Origin of the sequence: Sorangium sp. So ce726 (genome assembly GCF_051521405.1) — a bacterium.
In the GTDB taxonomy this organism is placed as follows: Bacteria; Myxococcota_A; Polyangia; order Polyangiales; family Polyangiaceae; genus Sorangium.
Map to the genome: position 1 here is coordinate 3,820,219 of NZ_CP150349.1, position 23,995 is coordinate 3,844,213.

Below are 23,995 nucleotides of genomic sequence, written 5' to 3' on the forward strand. Positions count from 1 at the left end.
ACGTGTGATGTCGACGAGCGCCGAGCCGGCGCGCGCGGCTAGGGCGCGCTCCGGCCCTCGGCGGCGCCGGCCTCCGGGGGGAGGAGCGCGCCCGCGAGATCCGTGACCGCCGACAGATCCTCGACGCAGGCGACGTCGAGCTCGAGCCCGCGGGCGAGCTGCGGCGCGCTGGCGAGGGCGACCTCGGCGACGGTGAGCTTCCGCCCGGTGAGCTGGTGGAGCGACGTCACGCCGTGGTCTCGGATGCCGCAGGGCACGATCAGCTCGAACGCCTTGAGGTCCACCGCGATGTTGAAAGCGAAGCCGTGCATCGTGAGCCATCGCGACAGGCGCACGCCGATCGCGCCGAGCTTCGCGATCTCGCGCGCCCACTCGGAGCCGCCCCACGCCTCCGGGGCGGCGCGATCGACCCAGACGCCGATCATGCCGTCGACAACGCCGGCCTCGACGTGGTGCTCGCGCGCGAGCAGGATCATCACCTCCGCCAGCGAGCGCACGTACCTGCGCACGTCGCAGCGGTCCGGCCTGAGATCGAGCAGCGGGTAGCACACGAGCTGGCCGGGGCCGTGGTAGGTGACGTCGCCCCCGCGCCCCGTCGCGACGAGGTCGATGTCGCGCTCGTCCAGCGCGCGGGCGTCGAGGAGCACGTTCTCGGGGTTCGCTCGCGGGCCGAGCGTGATCACGGGATCGTGCTCCAGGAGCAGGATCGTGTCGCCGATCCGCCCCTGCGCGCGCGCCTCGACGAGCTGCTTCTGCAGATCGTGGATCGGCGCATAGCGGCGCCGGCCGATCCACACGGCGCGCGCGCGCCTCGACCGGGGCGCCTCGACGGTCGTCACCTGGCCGTTCGCGGGCTGGAGGAGGTCGCGGAGGGAGGTTGTCGGCATGGGGCTACTCCGGGACCTTCTCGCCCCGCGTCCGCCGTTCCTCGCGGTAGGCCTCGATGTGCGTCGTGAAGGTGGCCGCGACCTCGGGGTCGAACTGCGAGCCCGAGCACCGCTCGATCTCGGTCACCGCGACCTCGTGGGGGAGCGCTCTGCGGTACGAGCGGTCGCTCGTCATGGCGTCGTACGTGTCGGCGACGGAGATGATGCGCGCGATGATCGGGATCTCGTTGCCCCGCATCCGGAGCGGGTAGCCGCGCCCGTCCCAGCGCTCGTGGTGCAGGTGCACGCCGGGGATGAGCGGGTGCAGGAACTTGATCGGGTCGAGGATATCGCGCCCGTAGGCGGGGTGCCGCTTGAACACCTCGTACTCGTCGTTCGTGAGCTTGCCCGGCTTGTTCAGGTTGAGCACGCACCCGATCTTGCCGATGTCGTGCATGAGCGCGCTCTGCCGGACGATCTCGATCTCGTGCGGGCCGAGGCCGAGCCGCTGCGCCAGCATCACGGCGTAGATGGCGACCCGATCCGAGTGGCCCGCGGTGTAGCGGTCCATCTTGTCGATCGCCTTGGCGAGGCCCTCGATCGTCTGCTGGAACGTCGCCTGGAGGTCCTGGTAGAGGCGCGCGTTCTCGATCGCCGCGGCGGCGCGCGATCCGATGATGCTGAGCAGCTTGCGCTGCCCCTCGTCGAAGCGCCTCGTCCGCGTGAACGACGCGACGGCGAGGAAGCCCATCAGCCGCTTCTGGATGCGGAGCGGCACGGCGACGAGCGACTGGAGCGGGAGCGCCGGCTCTGCCGCGAAGAACCTGAGCCCCTTCAAGCCCTGCTCGAGGAGCTGCGCGTCGGGACGGAAGTGGTCGAGCACGAGCGTCGGGTCGAGCCGCCCGAGGTCGGTGCCCGTCGGGATGGACGGGCCGCGGAGGTGCTGGCGCTCGAAGAAGCCCCCCTCGCCGTCGTCGAGCCAGGTCGAGATGAGATCGCCGCACACCTCGTGGAGGCAGCTGTCGGCGACGGTCTCCAGCACCTGGTCGAGCGAGAGGCTCGCCGCGATCGCCTCGCTCACCTTGTAGAGCGACACCGCCTCGCGCAGCCGGATGTTCTCGGCGGCCATCCGTTGCTTCTCGATCCCGCGCTGGACGACGTGCACCACCTCGTCCAGCTTGAACGGCTTGAGCACGTAGTCGTAGGCGCCGCGCTTCATCGCGTCGATCGCGGTCTCGACGGTGCCGAAGCCCGTCATGATCACCGTGAGCGCGTTCGGCGCCGTCTTGCCGATCTCGTCCAGCAGCGCGATGCCGCCCATCCGAGGCATCTTGAGGTCGCTGATCACGAGGTCGTAGTGACCCTTCGTGAGCTCGCTCAGCGCGCTGGTGCCGTCCTCCGCCGTGCGGACGTAGTAGCCCTCCATGCCGAGGAAGTCGGCCAGCATGTCGCGGATGACCTTCTCGTCGTCCACGACGAGGATGCGAGGGCGGTCTTCTGGAAACGTGGACATGCGGCCGGCAAGCCTACCAGATCCGCTCGCAGCGCATCGCACCAAGGTGGGCGGGTCGGGCACAGGAGCGGACCCGCCTCGCCGGGGTGGCCGAGCGGCGGCGCAGACCGCTCAGTCCTCGTCGCCGGTCGAGATGATGGGGTGCCGGATGGTCCGGGGCGACTCGTCCAGATCCGGGACGCGGATCGAGATCGGCCCGGGGCTGCGGATGGAGGGGGGAGGCGCGGACTCCGCGTCCTCGGGGCGCAGCGGGATCATCCTGCTGCTCGGCGCGGGCTCGTCGCTCGTGGTCGTCAGGACGGGCACGGCGCGCTGCTCGCCGAGGGCGTGCTTCTGCTCGAGGAAGCGGAGGACCGAGGGGCCAGTCGAGCGCTCCAGCGCGGAGCGGAGATCGCCGGGCAGCGTCGACTCGATGATCATCTTCACCCCGGTGCGGGGGTGCTCGATCTCGATGCGCACGAGGTGCACGAACGAGCGATCGAGCCCGTGCTTCTCCTCGAAGTACCGGTTCGTGGGCACGTGGCCGTAGCGCTCGTCGCCGAGGATCGGGTGCCCGATCGCGGCGAGGTGCCGCCGGATCTGGTGCGTGCGCCCGCCGTCCGGGATGACGCGGAGGATCGAGTGGCCCGAGGCGACCGCGAGGCGGCGGTACCGCGTGCGCGCCGTGTACGTGCGCGTCCCCTCGCGGAGATCGCGGGTGATCGCGCCCTTGCCCGGGGTGACGCCCTTGGCCGCGGCGAGGTAGATGAGGCGCCCCGTCTTCGTGAGCGCCTCGCCCCAGCGCGCGGCCGCCTCCTCGCTCCGCGCGAGCATGACCAGCCCGCTCGTGCCCGGATCCAGCGGGTGCACGATGATGGGCGTCGTCGTGCTGCCCGGGATGCGGGCGCATCGGGCGAGCAGCGAGCCGAGGTACTCCGGCTGCGTCGCCACCGGCTCGTGGGGGCCCTTCTCGACGACCAGCACGCCGTCGTCGTCGTAGATGACCTTCGGCGCGGGCGGGGCCGTCCGGCGGAGGGCGGCGATCGTCTCGATCTCCTCCGTGAGCGGGATCATGTCGAGCGGCGTGAGCTCCGTCGACGAGTACCCGAGGCGGCAGAAGTGATCGAGGTCGCGCGCGAGCGTGTCGGGATCGCACGAGACGTAGACGAGCAGCGGCGCGCCGAGGCGCGCGATCGCCTCGCGCGCCGTCGGGGAGACGCCGCGGCGCGGCGGGTTCACCACGATGCCGTCGAACTTCTCCGAGCTGTTGACGAGGGAGCTGACGATCTCCGCGACGTCGCCGGTGCGGACCTCCACGCGCTGGCTCAGGCCCTGGGCCTCGGCCGCGGCGCGGGCGTTCGCCGCCGCGGGCGCGAAGGACTCGACCATCAGGACCCGGTTCCCGCCCTGCGCCAGGGCGAGCGAGATCGCGCCCGAGCCCCCGTAAAGATCGAGGATGCGCGGCGGCTCCTTGCGCCGGGAGGCGGGGCCGAGCGCGGCCTCTCCCTCGATGACGGGCCCGTCGTTCTCGAGCGACGCGATCTCGCGGAGCAGGAGGGCGTGGACGCGCGCGGCCTGCGCGCGGTGCGCCTGCACGAACGAGCCGAACGCGGCGATGTGGTAGGTCTGCCCGATCCGGTCCTCCGCGTGCGCGGTGCCGTCGAGCACGGTCGTCTCGGGCCCGAGGATCTGCGGCGCCTCCGCGTCGTGGAAGTTCGCCGCGACGCCGATGACGCGCGGGAGCATCGGGCGGATGGCGCGGCCGGCCTCCCGCAGCTCGTCGCGCGTGCACGCGCGCTCGCGCTGCAGGACGAACGTGACAAGCACGAACGCCGGGTTGTCTTCCGTCGCCCCCACCTCCGCGAAGAGCGGCGTCCCGGGCGCGAGGTGGACCTCGCGGAGATCGAGGGCGCGGAGCACGCCGCCCCTCGCTGGATCGTACGGGAGGAGCAGCGGCCGGACCTCCGGCGGCGGCGACGCGATCAGCTCGCGCAGCCGCGAGGTGACCGCGGCGAGGGCCGGGGTGAGGACCCGGCAGCCCGGGATGTCGACGACCTCGTGATGTCCCGTGCGGCCGTACAGCCCGATCGCGCCGGAGGGGGCGACGATGAGCTTGGCTCGACCGCGATAGCCGGTGATCGGATCGGCCGGGATGACCGGGCTCGTCTGGAGCAGCCCGAGCGATGGGTAGTGTGCGGCTGCGGACACGACCCGCGCACGCTTGGTGCCGAGCTGCTCCGCGTAATCACCCGCGATGAGCGGACAGCCCGCGCACTCGACCGAGTGCGTGCACTCGATCAGCGTGTTCGGGATCTCGCCTGCCTTCAATGTGCGTCGCACGGGGCCGGACAAAACACCGCCGCCCGATCCCTCTGCGCTGGTGCTCTCGCCCAGCCCGTGCGGTCCTTCGATACCTGCGCCGGAAGCCATTCCGGGGGAGCTTACAGGGGCTCTCGGCCAGCGTCGAAGGTGTAAAGAGGAATCCGTCGAGCTTTTCGTCTGCGGCGCTCGGCGCGCCGCGGAGCGCTCTCGGATCCTGACGAGATCCCGCGCTTTCGCCGGGGTCTGCGGTATCTGCCCGGACGGTGGGCGGTCCAGGCCCCGCTCGCTCCGTCGAGCCAGCTGCCAGGCAACGCAGGGGCCAATGTGGGCGATCCCTGGCGCTGCGCCTTACCTCGATCCGCGCCGTTCGCGACATCCGCGGTCGTAGCGTCGCAGCGCCCGGTCCGTCCCGCGCGCGTCGCGGGGGCGATGGTAGACTGAGCGCCTCTTGCGCCTTCCGATCGCTTCTCTCTTCGGCCTCCTGGCTGCGCTGCTCGCCCCTCCGGTGTTCGCCGGACCCGGCGACAAGGAGGCGAACCAGGGCATGAACGCAGCCAGAGGCGGCTTCTGCAAGCGGGCGATCCCGCTGCTCGAGTCCGCCGAGAGCCAGCGGCATCGCCCGAGCTCGGCGGTTCCGCTCGCCGACTGCTACGTCAAGCAGGGCGAGCTGCTGAAGGCCAGCGAGATCTATCACAAGGTCGCGAGCGAGAAGAAGGCGCCCGGCTACAACGGGCGGGATGTCGCGGCCATCACATCGGCCAAGAAGAAGGCAGCTCAGCTCGATGCGCGCATCCCGACGCTCGTCGTTACGTCGGCGGAGCCGTACGAGGGGCTGGTGGTCGAGATCGACGGGGAGGTGATCAGCGAACCGTCGGCGCCGCACCGGTTCGATCCGGGCAAGGTGCTTGTGATCGTCGCCAGGGCCGAGGGCCACGAGGAGGCGACGCAGAAGATCACGCTGAAGGAGAAGCAGCGGCGCGAGATCAAGCTGCGCCTCAAGCCGAAGCCCGGCGCGAAGAAGCCGCCGGAGAAGCCGGTCGCGAAGAAGCCGCCGGAGAAGCCGGTCGCGGAGAAGCCACCGGAGAAGCCGGTCGCGAAGAAGCCACCGGAGAAGCCGGTCGCGAAGAAGCCACCGGGGAAGAAGCCGCCGGAGAAGCCGGTCGCGAAGAAGCCGCCGGGGAAGAAGCCGCCGGAGAAACCGGTCGCGAAGAAGCCACCGGAGAAGAAGCCGCCTCGCGCCGCCGAGAAGCCGGCCGAGGACACGCCGCGCGTCGCGACGGGCGCCGACGAGAGGCCGAAACCCGCCGTCGAGATGCCCGAGCCCACGCCGCCCAGCCCGCGCAGACAGCGCGACGTGTGGCTCGGCGCAGGCTTCCAGGGCTTCTTCATCCCTCAGCTCATGTTCGAGCTCCTCGGAGAAGGGGGGCGGGACGTCCTCGTCCCCGGCGGAGATATCTCGCTGTCGACGCGGCTCGGGCGGCGGTTCGATCTGGTTTTCTCGGTCGCCTACGCGCGCTTCCGGATGCAGGAGACGCCGTTCAAGCCGAAGGGACACCCGGACACCGACTACGAGATCGTCGAGAGCGATCTCCAGGCGCTCCAGGCGGGGGTCCGACTGGTCTGGAACATCCCGCTCGATCGGGACGAGCTGTTCGCCTTCCGCGTCGGGGCCGGCCTTGGCGTGGGCTGGACGTTCATGGGCGACCTCTACCGGACCCAGGCCTATCCCGGCGACGCGGTGCCCGGCGACCCGGGCTCCTTCGTGCCGGGGGACCCGTACCGCTATGTGAAATGCCGCGGACCCAACAACCCGATCGGGAGCTTCCGGTACTGCAACCAGCTCGATTACGACGCGGATCACTACCCCGGCTATGTCGAGCCGAGCTGGTTCACCCGTCCCAAGGGGCGGCCTCAAGGCCTGCGTCCGCTCGTCTATCCATGGCTCGTCCTGCCCGAGATCGGGCTCGCGCTTCGCCCGTGGGACCGCGTCGCGTTCGACCTCCGGGTCGGCGCCTCCGTGACGGGCGTGCTCGGAGGGCTCGGCATACGCTTCGCCCTGTGATGCACCGCGCCCGCGGACCGCGGCTCAGCGAGCGAGCTTCACGGCGCGGCTGAGCTTCCGGGACAACACGGTCTCGAGCGTGCTCCAGAGCTCTTCACCCGACTTCTGGGCCACCCAGCGGTCCTCGGACGGCCGGTAGTCGAAGTGCCACGCGGCCCGCTCGGCGGCCATCCAGATCTGCCGCGCCGCGCGGTGGCTGTTGACGACGTACTTGATGCCGTCTTCGAACTCCAGGGTGAGGATGCCGCTCTGCAGGTCGGCCTCGACGCCGTCGGGGATCTCGTTGATCGCTCGATCCAGCGCGCGCAGCGACCGATCGGCCACGTCGTCGAACTCTCGCTCCGATAGGGGCTCTCCGCTCATGCCTATCCGCTTACAACGGCGCGCGCCGAGGCGGTACGGGGAAGCGCCGGCGCCCCCTCACTCCCAGGGGACCGTGTAGAGCTTCACGTTGGTCATCGCCTTCATCGCCTCGACGACGCCCTCCTTGATCCCGATGCCGCTGTCCTTGATCCCTCCGAACGGCGACAGCTCGGACCGGTACCCCGGCACCTCGCGCACGTTCACCGTGCCGCAGCGGAGCTCCCGCACGAGCCGGTGGACGCGCCCCAGGTCGTTCGTGCAGACGCCGGCGGAGAGGCCGTAGCTCGTCCCGTTCGCCACAGCGATCGCCTCGTCGATGTCCCTCACCCGCAGGATGGGCGCGTGCGGGCCGAAGGTCTCGTGTTGCACGGAGGGGGCGTCCCGCGGGACGTGATCCATCACGGTGGGGCCGTACAGCGCCCCGCGGCGCTCGTTCCCGAACAGCAGCCGGGCGCCGCGCGCGAGCGTGTCCTCGGCCGCCGCCTCGAGCTGCCGCGCCGCGGCCTCGGAGATCACCGTCCCCATGTCCGTCGCCGGATCGAGCGGATCGCCCACCTTGATCTGCGCCGACGCGGCGGCGAGGCGGCCGGCGAACTCGTCGGCGACGCGCTCGCTCACGATGAGCCGCTTCACCGCCGTGCAGCGCTGCCCCGAGTTCTTGTAACAGCCGTACGCCGCGAGCCGCACGGCCTCGTCGAGATCCGCGTCCTCGAGCACGATGAGCGGGTCGTTGCCGCCGAGCTCGAGCACCGCGCGCCGGTAGCCGAGCAGGCCGGCGATGCGCTTGCCGATCTCGACGCCGCCGGTGAAGCTCACGAGCTCCACCGCCGGGTGGGTCACGAGCGCGCGCCCGATCTCCGCCGGATCGCCGGTCACGACGCTGAGCATGCCGGGCGGCAGCCCCGACTCGTGCAGCACGGACGCGAGGTAGATCGCGGAGAGGGGCGTCTTCTCGGACGGCTTGAGCACCATGGAGCTGCCGCTCGCGATGCTCGGCGCGACCTTGTGGGCGACCTGGTTGAGCGGGTGGTTGAACGGGGTGATCGCCGTCACCAGGCGGAGCGGCTCGCGCAGCGTGTAGCCCCGCCGGGGCTTGCCGTTCGCCGAGATGTCGAACGCGAGGCACTGGCCGTCGTCGCGGAGCGCCTCGTACGCGGAGAAGCGGAGCACGTCGAGCGCGCGCCGCACCTCGTAGGCCGTGTCCTTGAGGCAGAGCCCGCTCTCCCACGTGATGAGCCGCGCCACCGCCCCCGCCTGCGCCTCGATGTGCGCCGCGGCGCGGAGCAGGATCTCGCTGCGCTCGTGGCGAGAGAGCCGCGGCGGGCCGGAGGACGCGCTCGCGAGCGCCTCCAGCACCGCGTCCTCGTCGAGCCTCGGCACGCTGCCGATCACCTCGCCCGTGAACGGGTAGCGCACGAGGATGACCTCGTCCCGGCTCACCGGTCTTCCCCCGATCAGGCACGGAAAATGGAACGCTGGTCGATCGATTGAGAGCATCGAGCCCATCCCTGTCCCCCCACTTCAGGCGCTCGATCGTTGGCGCTAGGCCATGGCGGTCGAGAGTCGGTTGAGCACCAGATCGAAGACGTCCGCGTTCGACAGCGCGCTCGGCCGGCCGCGCGCGGCGTCCGCGTCGGCTGCCTCCGCGCCGAAGAGCCAGGCGCGCTCCCCGGGCCGGAGCGGGTGGCTCGCGAGGATCGGCACCTCCGCCTCGTGCAGGCCGCCGTGGGACCTGAGCCCGCGCTGCACGGCGGAGAGGTCGTGGTAGGCCGCGCTCTTGCCGAGCACCGTGCTCCGATCGCCGAGGACCACGAGGTCGCCGATCCGATCCGGCGGCAGCGCGAAGCGCCGCGCGGCCTCCTCCCGGGTCAGGACGAGCTCCACGCCCGGGAGCCGCTCGAGGACCTGCGCGGCGCGCGCATCGTCCGGCGCGCCGAGGTACACGGTCGCGTAGGACCCGAGCGCGCCGTGGTGCACGACGTACGGGTCGGTGATCGGCAGGAGCACGCGGAAGCCCGAGAGGCCGGCCTCGCGAAGGGCGTCGTCCAGGTAGCGCACGTTCGGTGAGCCGTCCTGCGCGGTCTTGTCGTTCATGCCGTGATCCGCCGTGATGCCGCAGACGAAGCCGGCGTCGAGGTACTCGCCGAAGAGGGCGTCAAAGCGGGCGTAGAACCGATCGGACATCGGCCCGCGCGGCGGCTCCTTGTGCTGCACGTAGTCGGTCAGCGACACGTAGAGCAGCGTGGCCGAGAGCCGCTCGTGCAGCGCGAGGCCCATCTCCATGGCGTAGTGGGAGATGTCCCAGTCGTAGATCGATGGGTTCTTGCGGCCGACCGCGGCGGTGATCGAGCCGATCCCGTGCTCCGGGATGGCCTGCTCGTGCGCCTTCTCCGCCGACAGCGAGATCGGGCGAGGGCCCCCCTCGCGGCAGGCGCCGAGGAGCGCGCGGAGCTTGTCCTTGGCCGTGACACAGAGGGTCCTGACGCCCGCCTGCTCCAGCTTCTCGAAGAGCGTCGGGATGCGCAGGAACCGAGGATCGTTCATCGGCACCTCCTCCCCCGTGGCGGTGTCGAGGTAGGTGTTGCCCGAGATGCCGTGCACGTGCGCCGGCTGGCCGGTCACGATCGATACGTTGTTCGGGTTCGTGAAGCTGGGGACCTGGCCTCGGCCGCGCACGTACAGGCCGCCAGCGGCGAGCGTGCCCGCGAGCCGCGGCATCAGCCCGTCCGCGAGCGCCTGGTCGAGGTACTCCGGCCCGCAGCCGTCGACGCAGAACACCACCGTCTTGCGCGCGGGCAGCGCATAGCGCCGATCGCCGAGTTCGATCATGCCGAACGCTGACACGCAGCGCGCGGGCCGAGAAGGGCCGTCGCTGCGCCGCCACAGGCGCTCCTCCGCCTCGAACGGCGGGCAGGGGAGCGGCGATGCGTCAGTAGCCCGGCCAGGGATCGGCCGGCTTTGGAGGCGCCGGGACCGGCCGCTTGAAGCACATCACGCCGTCGTCGAGCGCCACGAGCTCCCAGCCGCCCTCGCCCCGCGCCTTCGCGATGGCGCGGGCTTCGTCCACGCCGTGCGCCTGCTCGCAGTCCTGCTCCCACCGCGGCGCGGGGACGCTCGGCGTGAGCCCCTGGGCGCGCACTCGCCCCGCCGCGAGCGCGACGGCCGCGCCCAGCACCAGACCGCCCAGCACGAGCACGACCCTCTTGTCCATGGCGTCAGGGACATGGTGATCCGCGGCGGGCAGCAGCGTCAAGCGACGCACCGAGGACGTTCGGCACGCCCGGCAGGATTCGAACCTGCGACCCGCGGCTTAGAAGGCCGCTGCTCTATCCAGCTGAGCTACGGGCGCTTGGACGACAAGCGCTTCTCTCGTACTTCATCGCGGACGCGGAATCGAGCGCTACGAGCGTCACGAGCGTCTCCAGCGCCGTGGGCGCGGGGAGCGCCCCGGCGAACTCCGATCAGGTCGACGCGGTCAGGCGCCGGACCTGCTCGCCGGTCCGGCCGTAACGCCGCTGTCGCCGGCTGTAGGTCGCGACCGCCTCATCGAAGGTCGCCTCGGTGAAATCAGGCCAGAGCGTGTCGGTGAAGAACAGCTCCGCGTACGCGGCCTCGAAGAGCAGGAAGTCGCTGAGGCGCTTCTCTCCGCCGGTGCGGATGATGAGATCGGGATCCGGCATCGAGCTGGTCGTCAGGAAGTTCCGGAGCGATTTCTCGTTGATCTCCTCCGGGATGACCAGCCCGGCCCGCGCGCGGACCGCGAGCGCGCGCATGGCGTTCGCCATGTCGCGGCGACCGCCGTAGCTCAGCGCGAGCGCCAGGGTCATCTCGGTGCCCCCAGCGGTGTCCTCCACGAGCTTCTCCATCGCGCGCCGCGTCGGCGTCGGGATGTCCTCGAGATCGCCGACCACCTGGACCGCGATCCCTCGGCGGATCAGCTCGTCGTGCTCCCCCTCGGCGAACTCCTGGCAGATGCGCATCAGCGCGTCGATCTCGTCCTTGGGCCTCGACCAGTTCGCCACGCTGAACGCGTAGAGCGTGAGGTACGGGATGCCGCGATCGCGGCAGGCGCGCACCGAGAGGCGCACGGCCTGCGCCCCGTGCTGGTGCCCCTGCATGCGGGGGAGCCCCCGCGCCGCCGCCCAGCGGCCATTGCCATCGAGGATGATCGCGACGTGCTTGGGGAGATTGCTGGACGTCATGGGCTTTCCTGGGTGGGGACGACGACAGACTCTGCGCCGAGCATGGGCGCGGTAGGGGGGCCGACGGTGATGCGATCGTGGAGGTTCTGTGGAGGATGGCGCGGGAGAGCTCAAGGCGCTCCGCCCGCTGACGATAGCGTGAGCTCTTTGGCACGCGCTCGCTCGCCCGACGACCACCGCCGCGCCTTCGCACCACCGATCCGGCGCGCTGTCAAACCGAGGAAACCTCCCGGAAACCAAAAGGGTCGCCGGCGAGGGGCGGCATGGCGAGAGAGCTCATCCTTTCACAGGATCAGGCCCCCGGCAGCGAGAGCTTGAACTCGACCTCGGGCGGCCCGCGGTGGGTGCATTCGGCCGAGCCGCTGTGGGCCTCGGCGATCGCCTTGACGATCGCGAGGCCCAGGCCGGTGCCGCCCCGGTCGGCGCGGGTCGTCACGAAACGGCGGAAAAGGCGGCCCGCGACGTGCCGACCGATCTCGCCGCGGTTGCGGATCGAGATCGCGACCTGTCCGCCCACGCGAGATACGGCGATCTGGACGGTGGCCGCGGCGTCGCCGTGCGTGCGCGCGTTGTCGAGCAGGTTGTCGACGGCGCGCGACAGCCACTGCTCGTCGCCGCGCACCGCCGCCGAGCTCGGCGCGTCGAGCTCGACGCGGCTGCCGCGCTCTCGCGCCCGCGCCGCGGCGGCCTCTGCGATCGCGACCAGATCGACCACCGCGGCCTGCTCCACGCCGCGCGCCTCGAGGCGCGCGAGCGACAGGAGCTCCCCGAGGAGCGCCTCGATGCGCTTGGTCGCCTCGCGGATGCGCGCGACGAAGCGGGCGGCCTCCTCCGCGTCGTCGAGCGCGCCCTCGGAGAGCACCTCGGCGCTCGCGCGGATCGCGGCGACGGGGTTCTTGAGCTCGTGCGAGAGATCCGCGGCGAACGTCTCGACGAAGGGGCGGCCCTCGATCTGGCGCCGCATCGAGTCGATGGCGCGCGTCAGGCGCTGGACCTCGCGGCCCTGCGCCGGCGGCGTCGCCGCGCGCACCTCGCCCTCGCTCACGCGCACCGCGAACTCGGTGAGCGCCTCGATCGGCGTCGCGATGGTGCGGCCGATCAGGAACGACGAGATCGCCGCCGCGGCGCCGAGCACCGTGCTGAGCACGAGGATCGGCGGGGCGAAGTCGGCGACCATCCGCTGCACCACGATCGTCGGCTTCACGACCTGCACGCTGCCGACGCGCTGGCCGCGGACCTGGATGGGCGCGGTCACGAAGACGGTCCCGGGCTCGCCCGGCGAGGCGCCGCGCGCCCGGAGCACGCGGCCCTCGGGATCGAGCAGCGCGATGCTCTGGGCGGTCGGGCCCTCGGCCTCGCCGTCGAGCGCGCGCACCGACGCGAGATCGACGCCGCGCACCTCCATCTCCATCGCGGCGACGGCGGCGAACGCGGCCGCCTCGTCGCGCGCGCTGCCCTCGGCGAGCAGCGTCGCGCGCGCCTCGATGCGATCGATGACGAGCAGCCCGAGCCCGAACGCGAACGCGCCGACGATGCCGCCGAGCGCGATGAAGATCTGCATCCGGATGCTCATCCCGGCCGTCCGGGCGCGGACGAGGCGGGAGGCGAACAGCGCGACGAGCAGGATGAGCGAGACCGCCGCCGCCGCGGTGACGACGAGGCGCAGCATGCGTCAGCCGCCGCCTTCCGCGGGGCCCGGCTTGTCCGCGACGCGGTAGCCGACGCCGCGCACCGTCTCGATGAGGTCGGCGTCGCCGCCGGCCTCGACGACCTTCTTCCGGAGCCCCTTCACGTGCGAGTCGATGGTCCGGTCGGTGATCGCGAACCCGTCGCCCCAGACGCGATCGATGAGCTGCGCGCGCGTGAAGACCCTGCCCGGCGCGGCGAGCATGCAGGCGAGCAGATCGAACTCGACGCGGGTGAGGTCGACCTTCTGGCCGTTGACGTGCGCGCGCCGCGTGGCCTCGTCGACCACGAGCGGCAGCGGCGCGGGCGCGGCGGCGGACGGCGAGGGCGGCGCGGCGCGGCGCAGGACAGCCCGCACCCGCGCCACGATCTCCCGGGGGGAGAACGGCTTGGTCACGTAGTCGTCGGCGCCGGTCTCGAGCGCGGCGACGCGGTCGGCCTCGCTGTCGCGGCTCGACAGGACGATGATCGCGGCCCGCGCCGCGCTCCGCCGCGCCTGGCCGATCAGGTCGAAGCCGCTGCCGTCGGGGAGCATGAGATCGAGGATGATGAGGTCGGCCTTGTCGATCTCCCGCTCCGCGTCCGCGAGCGTGGTGGCGACGGTGGCCGCGAACCCATCGCGGCGCAGGAAGTAGGCGATCGACTCGGCGATGGCCGGCTCATCCTCGACGACCAGGACCTTGGCCATGATCGGGGAGCCTAGAACGGCGCGGCGGACGCGTCGACAGGGCTGGTCGGCGGGGTTGGTCGTTGGTCAGGGGGCCTGGCCGGCCCCGCCCCTGCGGGGGCTCGCGGGCGTCGCGATCGCCGCGTTCGTGCGCGCTCAGGCGTGCGGGATCGCCGCGTTGACGAGGTCGCGCACGACGCCGAGCAGCCGCTCGTAGTGCTCCGGGGTGGGCCGCAGGCCGGCGCAGTGAACCACGAGGCCGCCAGGGCGGAGCTCGAGGTGGCCCTGGAAGCCGCGGCGGGCGAGGAGCTTGCGCAGCCGCGGATGGAACGCGCCCGCGGCCTCGCGCTGGGAGGCGGCGAAGGTCGTCACGTGGGCGTCCCAGAGCGCATCGTCGAGGGTGACCCGGGGCGGGGGAGCGCTCTCGATGAAGGCGACGCGCGTCAGGAAATGCTCGCCGACGCGCATCGAGGCGCGGCGCTGGAGCGCCGGGTGCGCCGCGAAGCCGAGCAGCGTCCGCTCGAGGGGCTCGGCTTCGCCCTCGGCGTACCAGGGCTCGGCGATCACCGCGTGTCCGGGGTTCACCGTCCACGTGCACGCGGAGAGGTAGGCGGAGGGGGGCGCGATCGTGTCGTAAGGCTCCCAGCGGCGGAACCAGGCCTCGTCAGGGCGCGCGGTGAAGGCGAGGCCGCGCCGGGCGGCCCACGCTGCGATGTGCTCGGATCCCAGCGAAGGCGGCATGGATCGCGAGATTAGTCCGCGCGGCGTCGCCTCGGAAGCCTCCGGCGCCACGCGACCGCGAGCGCTCCGGCGCCGAGCGAGAGCCAGGAGGCCGCGCCAGCGGCCGCGCCGCTCCCGGGCGCGTCGCAGGAGCATCGGCCGTAGATGCCGACCGTCGTCGAGGTCGTCTCGTCGTCGTCATCGTCGTTGCCCACCGGGGCTCCAGCGCCCCCGTGGCCTGCGGTCGTGATGGGCGCGCCGCCGGCGTCACCGGCGTCGCCGCCGCTCCCGCCTGCGCCGCCGCGCCCTCCCGTGCCGCCACCTTCACCGCCGCTCCCGCCGTTTCCGCCGCCGCTGCCTGCGACGCCATCGCCGCCTGCGCCGCCGCCGCCCGTCTCGCCGCCGTCGTCCGCGCAGCGCGTGAGATGGAGGGGACGCTTCCGCGTGCAGTCCGTCGGCGACGCGCAGCGGGGATCGGAGAGCGCGGGCGGCGCGCCTGTGCCGCCGATCTCGCCCAGGTCAGGGTAGGCGACCTCGGTCCTCTCCCAGCGCCCCCCTGTGTGCTCCATCCAGCCGAACACCCGCTCCTGGTACGGAACGGCGCCGCCGATCGCCGGGTCGTAGACGCCGCGGCCCGCGTCGTAGTTGGGGTTGTTCGGGTTGTTGACGTACGCGAGCCCGTTGTAGGCCCACACGGCGCTGTACCAGTGCTCGATGAACGCGGGTTGCCGGTCGCCGATGCAGCGCGTGGCCTTCCACTTCGAGGCCAGGATCTGCGTGCCGGTGGCCGCGTTGTAGGTCGGCTCCGCGGCCACGCGGCGCGGATCGAAATCCGGGTTGTCGCCGCTCCGCATGCCGCTCGTGATCTGCGAGGCGCCGTAGCCGCAGTCGAAGGAGATGATCGTCCGCGAGCTCCCCCCCGCCTGGTCCATGGGCCGGTCCGGCGCGCAGAACTGCTGCCACCCCGACTCCTGCATGGCGATCGCCTTGAGCAGCTCGCAGGGGAACGTGGCGGGAACGGCATGCCGCGCCTCAGGCAGATCGCAGCCCTGACCGAGGTCGAAGGCCTCCGGGCCGGCGTCGCCCCAGGCCGCGGGGCCCCGCGAGACGCGGTCGAAGATGGCGTTCCACTCCGCGACGGAGGGGTTGATCCCGGGCACGGCCTCGATCGCGCAGCCGCGATCGTTGTACGCGCTCGACGCCGTGAAGCAGGGGCAGTACGCGGCGCGCGCGGCAGGCGCGACCAGCGCGGCCGCGGAGAGCGCCGCCGGGATCAGGAGCAGGCGGCCCGTCACGGCTCCTCCTTCGCGGCGGTGAAGCCGGCGACGGCGATGCGCGCTCCGGGGGGCGCAGGGATCGTGGCGACCTCGCCGCTCTCCACCCGGATCGCGAAGGGGACGGCGAACGCGGACGGGTTCGTGTGCAGCGCCGCCACCCACGCAGCGTCCTGCGAGACGGCCTGGATGGCGTCGATGCCGGGGCCGAGCGGGCTGCGGATCGTGGCGCGCGCGCCGACGACGAATAAGCCGGTGGCGCGCTCGGGCGTGTACGCGAGCCCGCCGCCCGGCCACGCGTACGGGGCGAGGCCGTGGCTCGCGCTCGCCTCGAGCCGGGTGCGCTTGCCGCGGGCGAGATCGAGCCGATCGATGACCCACGTGCCGGGGTCGGTCTCGTGCCGCTCCTGGAACACGAGCGCGCCCGCCGCGGCGTCGATCGAGAAATCGCGAGCGAAAGGCGGGATCGACGGGGCGATCACCCGCGTCGCGCCGGAGTCGGGGTCCACGAGGACGATGTCGGCCGACGCCGGGGAGACGCGGTAGAGGACGAGCTCGCTGTTCCACTCGCCGGCGAGGAAGGCGAGGTGGCCCGTGTGTCGGTGCACGGTGCGGATCGCGCCGGTGGCGAGGTCGACCTCGTCGATGGTGAGCGCGTCGACCCGGAGCTGCGCGGGGTTGTTGTCGGGCTCCGGCTCCGGGCCGGCGGCGCCGCGCGAGACGAAGACGCGCCCCGCGGCGGTGACGAGCGGGCGGCTCGCGTGGACCACGCCGTCGCAGAGCGCGACGGGCTCTGCGCCCGGCTGGATCCGGAAGAGGCTCGCGTTGAACGAGCGGTCGCGGGTCGGGCTCGTCTCGGCGGTCGCGACCACGAGCCGCGTTCGCGGGACGACGCGGGCGCGGACCACGGCGTCGCTGAGGTGCCGGAGCGTGGCGAGCGCGGGTCCGGCCTTGGCGCCGCCGACCGGGGCGATGTGGAGCGTGGTCCGGGCCGCCCCCGGAGGCGTCGCGAGGATCGCGACGCTGGGTGGCGCCGAGGGATCGGCGGGCGCGGCGGGCGCCGCGACGGCTGTGGGCACGAGGAGACGGCCGACCCGCGAGATCGCGGGCGCAGGGGCGTCGCCATCGGCGAGCACCGCCATCATCGTACCCGTGAGCGCGGCGAGCAGCGCGCAGGGGAGCGCGATCCTGTTCAGACGGCGCCGTGTCAGGGGCGAGCGGGCGTAGGAGCTGAGACGCACGACAGGAGAGTAGACGATGCGCCGGTGAGCGCTCGTTCGCGAGGCGGCGCTCGCGTGCCAGTCTCTGCCTCCCCGTCGTCGCGTGCAGCCGGGGCGCCCGACCACGTTGCCGTCGTGTCTGGCGCCAGGCAGCGGGTCGCCAGGAAGCCGGCCCTCAGAAGCGGCCGGTCATGCCGAGCCCGGCCGCGCCAGGTCCAGCGACCGGCGTCAGCTGGATCTTGCTGGGCCAGGGCTGATTGAACCCGAACTCCCAGATGAGCCCACCGGCGACGCCGGCGGCGCCCAACCCGAGCAGGACGCCTCCGACCGTCGCGTGCGTGCGCCCCTTATTGCCCTTCTCGGCCACGTCCTCCGTACAGCCCTTGCGCAACGGGCAACTTTCCTCGGCGGAGTCGATGTCCGCGACGCCGCTCGAGGTCAGGATCCCGCCGACCAGCAGCGTGACGACGCCGGCGCCCGTCGCGACCCACGGCGAATAGCCGTAAGGAGGCTGCGGCGGAGGCTCCTCCTTGGGGCGGTCCGGGATCGCCGAGGCGGTGGGGGCCGTCGGGAGCACCGCCGGCGCCGACGCAGAAGCGCTCGCGCTGGCGCTCGGCGCCGGCCGGAGGGCGTTCTTGAGGTTCTGGATCTTGTCCTGGATCGTCTGCGCGTCGCTCGCGTCCGGCGTGCGGGCCAGGTACGTCTCCAGCGCGGTGACCGCCTCGGCCCGCTCGCCCTTCTTCTCGTAGGCGTTGGCGATGTTGATCAGCACGCCGTGCGCCGAGCAGTCGAGCTGGTAAGCGTCCTTCCAGTACTGGATGGCGCGATCGTAGTCAGCGCGCTCGTAGAACTGTGTGGCGGCCTTGTGCGCCCCCTTGGCGCCTTCCAGGTCGGCGGCGGTCGCCGTGCGGTAGCACTCGGGGTACTCGATGGCCGGATCTCCTGCTAAGGCCAACCCCGCGGCGAGGAATATCCCCGCGCCGAGACCGACCAGCCAAGTCCGAAGCACACGCATCCGAGCCGCCCTCCGCGAGAAGTGGCCGCAGCATACTGATCCGCCTCGCCGGCAGCGAGAAAAAGGAAGTGTTGCGGACCTCGAGGCAATGCGTTCGGCCTGTCGACCGGCGTGGCGAGCGCCGAGCGAAGCGGCGGCCAGGGGAGCCGGGCAGGAGCGCCGAGCGAAGCGACGGCCGGGGGACGGCACAGGAGCGCCGAGCGAAGCGGCGGTGGGGGGAGCGGGACGGGAACGCCGCCGGCGCGCCCGCGCGGCGCCAGGGCGGCCGACCGGAGCGTCGAGGGACGGTCCCGGCGCTTGCTTGGTTTCCGGTTCTGCTAGTCTCGCCCGGTGATGCTCCCCGAAAAGAAGCAGATCCTCGTCGTGGATGACGAGGCGAACCTCCGGCGGGTCCTCAGCGCCCAGCTCGGCCGGGATGGCTACGAGGTCCACACCGCTGAAGACGGCGAGGAGGGGCTCGCGTTCCTGAAGGAGCACCACATCGATCTGGTCATCACCGATCTCCGGATGCCCAAGGTCGACGGCATGGACCTGCTCCGCGCCGCGCTCCGCGACGACCCGTCGCGGCCTGTTGTGTTGCTCACGGCGCACGGGACCGTCGACAACGCCGTCGAGGCGCTCAAGACGGGCGCGTTCGACTACATCACGAAGCCGTTCGATCAGAACGAGGTGCGCGTCGTCGTGAAGAAGGCGCTCCGCACCCGCGATCTCGCGAGCGCGGACGCGACGCGGGACGTCTCCGCGGCGCAGCCCCGGGGGGGCTCCGACCGGTTCGGCATCATCGGCGAGAGCCCGCCCATCCAGGAGCTCTACGCGATCCTCGAGCGGGTCGCCGACACGCCGACCACGGTGCTCATCAGCGGCGAGAGCGGCACCGGGAAGGAGCTCGTCGCGCGGGCGCTGCACGAGAACTCTGGCCGCCGCGACCGGCCGTTCATCAAGGTCAACTGCGCGGCCATCCCGAAGGACCTCATGGAGTCGGAGCTCTTCGGCTACGAGCGCGGGGCCTTCACAGGCGCGGTCGCCTCCAAGCCGGGGCGCTTCGAGCTCGCCTCCGGCGGGACGCTCTTCCTCGACGAGATCGGCGAGATCCCGAACGAGATGCAGGTGAAGCTCCTGCGCGTCCTGCAGGAGAGCGAGTTCGAGCGGGTCGGGGGCATCAAGACCATCCACGTCGACGTCCGGCTCGTCGCCGCCACCAACCGCGACCTCAAGCGGGAGATCGCGGCGGGCACGTTCCGGGAAGACCTCTTCTACCGGCTCAACGTCGTCCCGATCGCGCTCCCCGCGCTGCGCGACCGCAGGAGCGACATCCCCCACCTCTGCGCCCACTTCGTCGCGAAGTTCAACGCGCGCCTCAAGAAGAGCATCGAGGGCATCGAGCCCGAGGCGCTCGAGCGCCTGGCCTCGCACGCCTGGCCGGGGAACATCCGCGAGCTCGAGAACGTCGTCGAGCGGGCGCTGCTCTTCGCCGACGGCGCGCGCATCCGCCTCGACGACCTGCCGGAGGAGATCCGCAGCGGCGCCACGTCGACGCCCGGCGTGTCGCTGCCGCTCGCGGCCGCTGCCGTGGACACCTCCGCCGCGCCGTCGACGCCCGACGGCCTCAAGGAGCAGGTGAAGGCGGCGATGAGCAAGCTCGAGCGCGACCTCATCGAGCGCGCCCTCAAGCAGACGCACGGCAACGTCACCCACGCCGCCCGGCTCCTCAAGATCTCGCGCAAGGGGCTCCAGCTCAAGATGAAGGAGCTGAACCTCCGCGAGCGCGACGCCGAGTGAGCCCGTGGGCCTCGGCGAGCAGCGCTCCGTCCGCGCGCCGGGGGGGAAGGCCCTCGCCGCCGCCGCCTCGCTCGCCGGCCTCCTCGCGGCCTCCCCCGGCTGCGATCGCGGCGGCGCCCCGCCGGGCACGGACGCCGATCTCGACGCCGCCCCGCCCTGGGATGTGAGCCAGACCGAGCCGGAGCCGCGCCCCGGCATGGCGTGGATCCCGAAGGGCGTGCTCATCGCGGGCACGCCGCCGGACCGGCTGCCGCGCATCGCCGACGAGGAGATGGCGGGCGCGCAGGTCGTGATGCACGGCTTCTACATCGACATCTTCTCGTACCCCAACGAGGTCGGCGCGATCCCGACGACGAACATCGCGCAGGACGAGGCGCGCGCGCTGTGCGAGGCGCAGGGCAAGCGCCTCTGCACGGAGCTCGAGATCGAGCGGGCCTGCAAGGGGCCGGACAACACCACGTACGAGTACGGCGACACGTACAAGGCGCCGGTCTGCGCGACCGGGCAGAGCCGGGTCCTGACGCCCAACGGGGTGAACGCCGGGTGCGTGAGCGCGTTCGGGGTGCACGATCTCCATGGCGGCGTATGGACCTGGACGTCGAGCCAGTGGCAGCGGGACAGCGGCAAGCCGGGGCTCGTCACGCTGCGCGGAGGCAATGGGCCGACGGGCGAGCTCGTGGGGCGATGCGCCCACGGGCGCGGCGCCAAGCCGGACACGCGCCGCCCCGAGGTCGGCGTCCGCTGCTGTGCCGGCGAGGTGAACAGCTTCGAGGTGGTGCTCGAGGTGACGCGCGATCGCCCGCTCCGGCTGGAGCCGCTCGTCGACGCGCGCGCGGCGGCGCAGCTCGCGGCGCTCGCGCCGGAGGAGGTGCGCAACGCGTCCCGGCCCGGGTCGGCCGAGGGGACGTTCAACGTGGAGCGCATGTGGACCTGGCACCCCCGGGGCAACGAGGAGCTCGTGCTCGGCGGCGGCTGTGCGCGGCCGGCCGGGGTGAACGGGGCGCCGCGCAGCCGCGCCAAGCGCACGAAGCGGGCGCGCCCGGGCGACGGGACGACGTGCGGGCTCCTCATCGGCCGCATGCGCATGAGCGCGCCGACGCTGCTCGCGTTCGTCCCGTCGGATCTCTGGGAGCCCACGATCGGCGAGACGGACTCGCCGCGCGAGCTCTTCCTGTACGGCGGCGACGCGCTGGGCGCATTCCGCCGTCGAATCACCTACGAGTGGGGCAAGATCGGCGTCGCCGACAAGGAGCGCAAGCGCAAGCACAAGGGCCGCCGCGGGCTCTCGTACGACTGAGGCCCCTCGGCGTCGCGAGGAGCGCACCGGGGCTCGGGGCTCGCTGTCGCGACGCCGTCGCAACGGGTGGCGCTGGCGCGCGGCGGCACCACATTCCGGCGGCGCGCTCCGGCCCGTGGCATATTCGCCTTGCGCCCGGGCGCCTGGAAGGGCAGCGCTAGCAGCGCGCGTCGCCGCAGCGCCGTCCACACGCTCCCTCCGATGACCCGCCCGCACGACCCCGAACCGCGCGACGCGCCGAGCAAGCGTCCGGACGATCCTGCGCGGCGGCGCGCGGCGGCGCGGCGCTCGCTGCGCGCAGCCGTCGCGCTCGGCTGCGCGCGGCTCCGCGGCGGGCGCGGCGGGCGGCTCGGCCTCGCCATGGCGGCGCTCATCTCGCTGGGGTGCGGCGTCATGGCGCTCGTGCTCCGCCTGGACGACGGGACGACCTCGCTGGAGGGGCTGCTCGGGTCCGCGGCGTGCGGGCTCGCGTGGGCGGCCGCTGGCCCCATCGCCCTCGCCGCGGCGCACGATCGCCCCGGGGCTGACCGCCGCGACGGCATCGAGGCGCTCGCCGCCGCGCGGGGGATCTCGCGGGCCTCGCTCCACGGCGTGCGCAGCCTCGCCGCGATGCTCGAGGTCGCGCGCGTCGTCGCGCTCCCGCTGGCCGCGCTCTCGGTGCTCGCGGCGCTCCTCTCCGGCTCCCTGCTGCTCGGCCTCCAGCACCTCGCGTACGGCGCCGCGCTCGCCCTGTTCGGCGCGGTCTCCGGTGTGACGCTCGGCGGCCTCGCCGCGGCGAGCGGCCGCGTCGCCGGGGCGCGAGGGCGCGCCCTGTTCCTGGTGCTGACCCTCGTCCCCTGGGGGCTCGCCGATCTCGCCGGCGACTCGCGGTGGTCGATCCCGGGGGCGCTCGGCGCGTTCCTCTCCTTTGCGGCCCGCTCGGCGGGAGGCCCTGCAGGATGAGCCCGGGCGCCCCCGTCGTGGTGCTCGAGGGCGTGCGCGCGCGCGACGGCGCCGGCGAAGAGGGGCGCCCTCGCGGGGCCCTCTCGGGCCTGTCCTTGGCGCTCGGCCCGGGCGTGCATGCGGTGCTCGGCGCCCCGGAGGACGGGACGCTCGCCCTCGCGGAGGTGCTCGCAGGGCGCGCAGCGCCCCTCGCCGGCCGCGTCCTCGTGGGGGGGCGCGACCCGTTCCGGAGCGCGGCGACGCGGGCGCAGATCGGCGTCCTGGCCGCCACCCCGGAGCTGCCCGAGGGCGCGTCGGTGGCGTCCTCCATGTCGTTCGCGCTCCGGGCCCGCGGCGCGCCCGCGAGCGGCGCCGCGGCGCTGCTCGAGCCGCTCGGCGTCGCGCCGCTCCTCGCCCGCCGCACGGCCTCGCTGAGCTTCTCCGAGGCCCGGGCGGTCGAGCTGTCGCTTGCCCTCGGGGTGCCACGGCCGCTCCTGCTCTGCCTCGTCGAGCCGTTCGCCGACGTCGCCGTGCCCTCTCCGGAGCCGGTCCGAGAGCGCCTGCGGGCCCTCGCTGCAGCTGGCGCCTGCGTCGTGCTCGTCACGTCCTCGACCGTCGACGCGAGCGCCCTCGCCGACCGCATCCACGTGCTCGATCGCGGCGTCATCGCGCGAACCGAGCCTGGCGCCGGCGACCGCCTCGCCGCTGCCCCGGGCGCAGACCCGCCGGGCGCGGGGCGGCCCGAGGTCGAGATCCACGTGCTCGTCCACGAGCGGGCGCCCGACGCGCCCGGCGCTCGCGCGCTCGCCGCGGCGCTCGCGAGCGCTCCCGCCGTGCGCGCGGGCGCGTGGGAGCAGGGGCCGGCGGAGACATCGTCGACGCTGCGGATCCGGGCCGCGGACAGGGAGGCGGCCGCGCTCGCGATCCTGGATGCGGCCGCGAGGGAGGACGTCACGCTCATCGCGATCTCCTCGCCGCCCCCGTCGATGCACGACGTGCGGGCGGCGACCGCGCTTCATCTCGCTGCCGTTCGCTCGCGCCGGCCCTTCGGCGCACCTGCGATCGAGGGCGCTGCCCCGCTGCCGAGCGCGCCTCAGGGGCCGTTTGCCGTGGCGGCGTTCGACGCACAGGCGCCGCTCGGCCCGGCAGCGCCGCTCAGCCCGCCGTCGGACGGTCCGTCCGCGCCCGCTGGTGCGCCGATGTCGGCTCACAGCGATGCCGCTGCCGGCGGACGGATCGGGGCCGATTCGCCGGGGGCCGATGGTTCGCCGCACGCCACGGAGACAGGACGCCACGATGGTGGGTGAGAGCGCATCGAGCGCCGCAGCGCGGCCGCTTCCTCCCGCGGAAGGGCGAGCCGAGCAGGGCGGGCCCGCGCTGACGGGCGTCCGCCTCGGGATGGAGATGACCCTGAGCCGCCTCCGCGCGCGGCGTCCGCTGCTGGCGTTCGGGCTCGGCGCTGCGCTCGCGCTCGCGGCCGCGGTCATCGAGATCGCGTTCGGGTCTTCCGGGGCCGTGGACCGGGCGCTGCTCTCCACGTTCCGCCTCGCGACGCCGCTCACGATCTTCGCCCTCGCCGCTGACGCCGCCGATCGCACAACGTTGCGCGACGCGGCCTGGCCGGTGGCCCGCTTTGGCGCCTCGTCCCACCATGTCGCGCTCGGCATCGCCCTGGCCACGGCCCTCGCTTCCGCCCTCGTGGGAGCGCTGCTCGCCGCCGTTGTTGTCGCTGTCGCCCATGGTCCCGGCGCTGCGCCATTCGTCCGAGACATGCTCGTCAGTGGGTGGATCGGCGCGCTCACCGGGGCCGCCTACGCTGGCTGGTTCTCGCTCGGTGCGACCTTTTTCCGGCGCGGCCTCGGCCGCTTCGTGCCGCTCGCGGCCGATCTCCTGCTCGGTGGCTCGGCCGGGGTGATCGGCGCACTGTTGCCCCGGGGCAACGCCGTCAACCTCCTCGGCGGCCCGTCGCCGCTCGGGCTCGGGCAGCCCGCGAGCGCCGCCCTGCTCGCGTCGAGCGCCCTTGTCCTTGCGCTCGCCGCGGCGGCTCGCTGCAGGGAATAGCGCGCGGGCCGGGGCCGCTATAGCTCGGCTCGCCTTGCCCCGACCGGC

The 23,995-nt window shown here is 73.0% G+C and carries 20 protein-coding genes and 1 tRNA gene; 6 read left to right on the plus strand and 15 right to left on the minus strand.

What is annotated here, in order from left to right:
* Nucleotides 1-38 precede the first annotated feature (38 nt).
* From lipB to WME79_RS14395, 3 genes are all read right to left on the minus strand, one after another.
* Nucleotides 39-887 carry a lipoyl(octanoyl) transferase LipB gene (lipB, locus tag WME79_RS14385; protein WP_437535399.1) on the minus strand — a complete coding sequence of 283 codons (849 nt, stop codon included), beginning with the start codon at nucleotides 885-887 and terminating at the stop codon, nucleotides 39-41.
* 4 nt (nucleotides 888-891) lie between these two features.
* Complete coding sequence (locus WME79_RS14390; protein ID WP_437535400.1) at nucleotides 892-2,379, minus strand: HD domain-containing phosphohydrolase; 1,488 nt, start codon at nucleotides 2,377-2,379, stop codon at nucleotides 892-894.
* A 111-nt stretch (nucleotides 2,380-2,490) separates the two neighbouring features.
* Entirely contained in the window at nucleotides 2,491-4,698 is a 2,208-nt protein-coding gene (locus WME79_RS14395) for a pseudouridine synthase (RefSeq protein WP_437535401.1), read from the minus strand.
* Between the two features lie 430 nt (nucleotides 4,699-5,128).
* Between WME79_RS14395 and WME79_RS14400 the strand changes: the two genes are divergently transcribed.
* A complete protein-coding gene (locus WME79_RS14400) occupies nucleotides 5,129-6,742 on the plus strand; it encodes a hypothetical protein (RefSeq protein WP_437535402.1) in 1,614 nt (537 codons plus the stop codon).
* A 24-nt stretch (nucleotides 6,743-6,766) separates the two neighbouring features.
* Here WME79_RS14400 and cyaY read toward each other — a convergent pair whose 3' ends face one another.
* From cyaY to WME79_RS14460, 12 genes are all read right to left on the minus strand, one after another.
* Nucleotides 6,767-7,105 carry an iron donor protein CyaY gene (gene cyaY / locus WME79_RS14405; RefSeq protein WP_437535403.1) on the minus strand — a complete coding sequence of 113 codons (339 nt, stop codon included), beginning with the start codon at nucleotides 7,103-7,105 and terminating at the stop codon, nucleotides 6,767-6,769.
* A gap of 57 nt (nucleotides 7,106-7,162) precedes the next feature.
* A complete protein-coding gene (phnY, locus tag WME79_RS14410) occupies nucleotides 7,163-8,611 on the minus strand; it encodes a phosphonoacetaldehyde dehydrogenase (protein WP_437535404.1) in 1,449 nt (482 codons plus the stop codon).
* A 36-nt stretch (nucleotides 8,612-8,647) separates the two neighbouring features.
* Nucleotides 8,648-9,934, minus strand: a complete 1,287-nt coding sequence (gene phnA / locus WME79_RS14415) for a phosphonoacetate hydrolase (protein WP_437535405.1) — start codon at nucleotides 9,932-9,934, stop codon at nucleotides 8,648-8,650.
* A 100-nt stretch (nucleotides 9,935-10,034) separates the two neighbouring features.
* Nucleotides 10,035-10,358 (minus strand): hypothetical protein, encoded by a 324-nt coding sequence (locus tag WME79_RS14420; protein ID WP_437535406.1) that lies wholly within the window; start codon nucleotides 10,356-10,358, stop codon nucleotides 10,035-10,037.
* Nucleotides 10,359-10,380: 22 nt separating this feature from the next.
* Nucleotides 10,381-10,454: transfer RNA gene (locus tag WME79_RS14425), tRNA-Arg, on the minus strand.
* 112 nt (nucleotides 10,455-10,566) lie between these two features.
* Nucleotides 10,567-11,307, minus strand: coding sequence for a polyprenyl diphosphate synthase (uppS, locus tag WME79_RS14430; RefSeq protein WP_437535408.1), 741 nt, complete (start codon nucleotides 11,305-11,307; stop codon nucleotides 10,567-10,569).
* A gap of 292 nt (nucleotides 11,308-11,599) precedes the next feature.
* Nucleotides 11,600-12,976, minus strand: a complete 1,377-nt coding sequence (locus tag WME79_RS14435; RefSeq protein ID WP_437535410.1) for a histidine kinase dimerization/phospho-acceptor domain-containing protein — start codon at nucleotides 12,974-12,976, stop codon at nucleotides 11,600-11,602.
* Between the two features lie 3 nt (nucleotides 12,977-12,979).
* Entirely contained in the window at nucleotides 12,980-13,681 is a 702-nt protein-coding gene (locus tag WME79_RS14440; RefSeq protein ID WP_437535412.1) for a winged helix-turn-helix domain-containing protein, read from the minus strand.
* Nucleotides 13,682-13,816: 135 nt separating this feature from the next.
* The gene (locus WME79_RS14445; RefSeq protein WP_437535414.1) at nucleotides 13,817-14,401 is read right to left on the minus strand and encodes a hypothetical protein; all 585 of its coding nucleotides are present in this window, start codon (nucleotides 14,399-14,401) and stop codon (nucleotides 13,817-13,819) included.
* Nucleotides 14,402-14,412: 11 nt separating this feature from the next.
* Nucleotides 14,413-15,675, minus strand: coding sequence for a hypothetical protein (locus tag WME79_RS14450; protein ID WP_437535416.1), 1,263 nt, complete (start codon nucleotides 15,673-15,675; stop codon nucleotides 14,413-14,415).
* On the minus strand, nucleotides 15,672-16,895 hold the full coding sequence (locus WME79_RS14455; RefSeq protein ID WP_437535418.1) for a hypothetical protein: 1,224 nt from the start codon (nucleotides 16,893-16,895) through the stop codon (nucleotides 15,672-15,674). The genes WME79_RS14450 and WME79_RS14455 overlap by 4 nt, the downstream gene beginning before the upstream one ends.
* A 154-nt stretch (nucleotides 16,896-17,049) precedes the next feature.
* Nucleotides 17,050-17,829 (minus strand): tetratricopeptide repeat protein, encoded by a 780-nt coding sequence (locus WME79_RS14460; RefSeq protein ID WP_437535420.1) that lies wholly within the window; start codon nucleotides 17,827-17,829, stop codon nucleotides 17,050-17,052.
* Nucleotides 17,830-18,222: 393 nt separating this feature from the next.
* Here WME79_RS14460 and WME79_RS14465 point away from each other — a divergent pair, with 393 nt between their 5' ends.
* The 5 genes from WME79_RS14465 to WME79_RS14485 all read left to right on the plus strand — a co-directional run bounded on the left by WME79_RS14465 (nucleotide 18,223) and on the right by WME79_RS14485 (nucleotide 23,947).
* Entirely contained in the window at nucleotides 18,223-19,668 is a 1,446-nt protein-coding gene (locus WME79_RS14465; RefSeq protein ID WP_437539848.1) for a sigma-54-dependent transcriptional regulator, read from the plus strand.
* Nucleotides 19,669-19,672: 4 nt separating this feature from the next.
* Entirely contained in the window at nucleotides 19,673-20,965 is a 1,293-nt protein-coding gene (locus WME79_RS14470) for a formylglycine-generating enzyme family protein (protein WP_437535422.1), read from the plus strand.
* A 201-nt stretch (nucleotides 20,966-21,166) separates the two neighbouring features.
* A complete protein-coding gene (locus WME79_RS14475; RefSeq protein WP_437535424.1) occupies nucleotides 21,167-21,907 on the plus strand; it encodes a hypothetical protein in 741 nt (246 codons plus the stop codon).
* Entirely contained in the window at nucleotides 21,904-23,193 is a 1,290-nt protein-coding gene (locus tag WME79_RS14480; RefSeq protein WP_437535426.1) for an ABC transporter ATP-binding protein, read from the plus strand. The genes WME79_RS14475 and WME79_RS14480 overlap by 4 nt, the downstream gene beginning before the upstream one ends.
* Nucleotides 23,183-23,947: a hypothetical protein gene (locus tag WME79_RS14485; protein WP_437535428.1), complete on the plus strand. Its 765-nt coding sequence runs from the start codon at nucleotides 23,183-23,185 to the stop codon at nucleotides 23,945-23,947. The genes WME79_RS14480 and WME79_RS14485 overlap by 11 nt, the downstream gene beginning before the upstream one ends.
* Nucleotides 23,948-23,995: the final 48 nt, after the last annotated feature.

Excerpts from the sequence above, each read along its gene's own strand:
- lipB (WP_437535399.1), bottom strand. The coding sequence starts at position 887 with ATGCCGACAACCTCCCTCCGCGACCTCCTCCAGCCCGCGAACGGCCAG.
- WME79_RS14390 (WP_437535400.1), bottom strand. The coding sequence starts at position 2,379 with ATGTCCACGTTTCCAGAAGACCGCCCTCGCATCCTCGTCGTGGACGAC.
- cyaY (WP_437535403.1), bottom strand. The coding sequence starts at position 7,105 with ATGAGCGGAGAGCCCCTATCGGAGCGAGAGTTCGACGACGTGGCCGAT.
- phnY (WP_437535404.1), bottom strand. The coding sequence starts at position 8,611 with ATGGGCTCGATGCTCTCAATCGATCGACCAGCGTTCCATTTTCCGTGC.
- phnA (WP_437535405.1), bottom strand. The coding sequence starts at position 9,934 with ATGATCGAACTCGGCGATCGGCGCTATGCGCTGCCCGCGCGCAAGACG.
- uppS (WP_437535408.1), bottom strand. The coding sequence starts at position 11,307 with ATGACGTCCAGCAATCTCCCCAAGCACGTCGCGATCATCCTCGATGGC.
- WME79_RS14435 (WP_437535410.1), bottom strand. The coding sequence starts at position 12,976 with ATGCTGCGCCTCGTCGTCACCGCGGCGGCGGCGGTCTCGCTCATCCTG.
- WME79_RS14440 (WP_437535412.1), bottom strand. The coding sequence starts at position 13,681 with ATGGCCAAGGTCCTGGTCGTCGAGGATGAGCCGGCCATCGCCGAGTCG.
- WME79_RS14445 (WP_437535414.1), bottom strand. The coding sequence starts at position 14,401 with ATGCCGCCTTCGCTGGGATCCGAGCACATCGCAGCGTGGGCCGCCCGG.
- WME79_RS14465 (WP_437539848.1), top strand. The coding sequence starts at position 18,223 with ATGCTCCCCGAAAAGAAGCAGATCCTCGTCGTGGATGACGAGGCGAAC.
- WME79_RS14475 (WP_437535424.1), top strand. The coding sequence starts at position 21,167 with ATGACCCGCCCGCACGACCCCGAACCGCGCGACGCGCCGAGCAAGCGT.
- WME79_RS14480 (WP_437535426.1), top strand. The coding sequence starts at position 21,904 with ATGAGCCCGGGCGCCCCCGTCGTGGTGCTCGAGGGCGTGCGCGCGCGC.
- WME79_RS14485 (WP_437535428.1), top strand. The coding sequence starts at position 23,183 with ATGGTGGGTGAGAGCGCATCGAGCGCCGCAGCGCGGCCGCTTCCTCCC.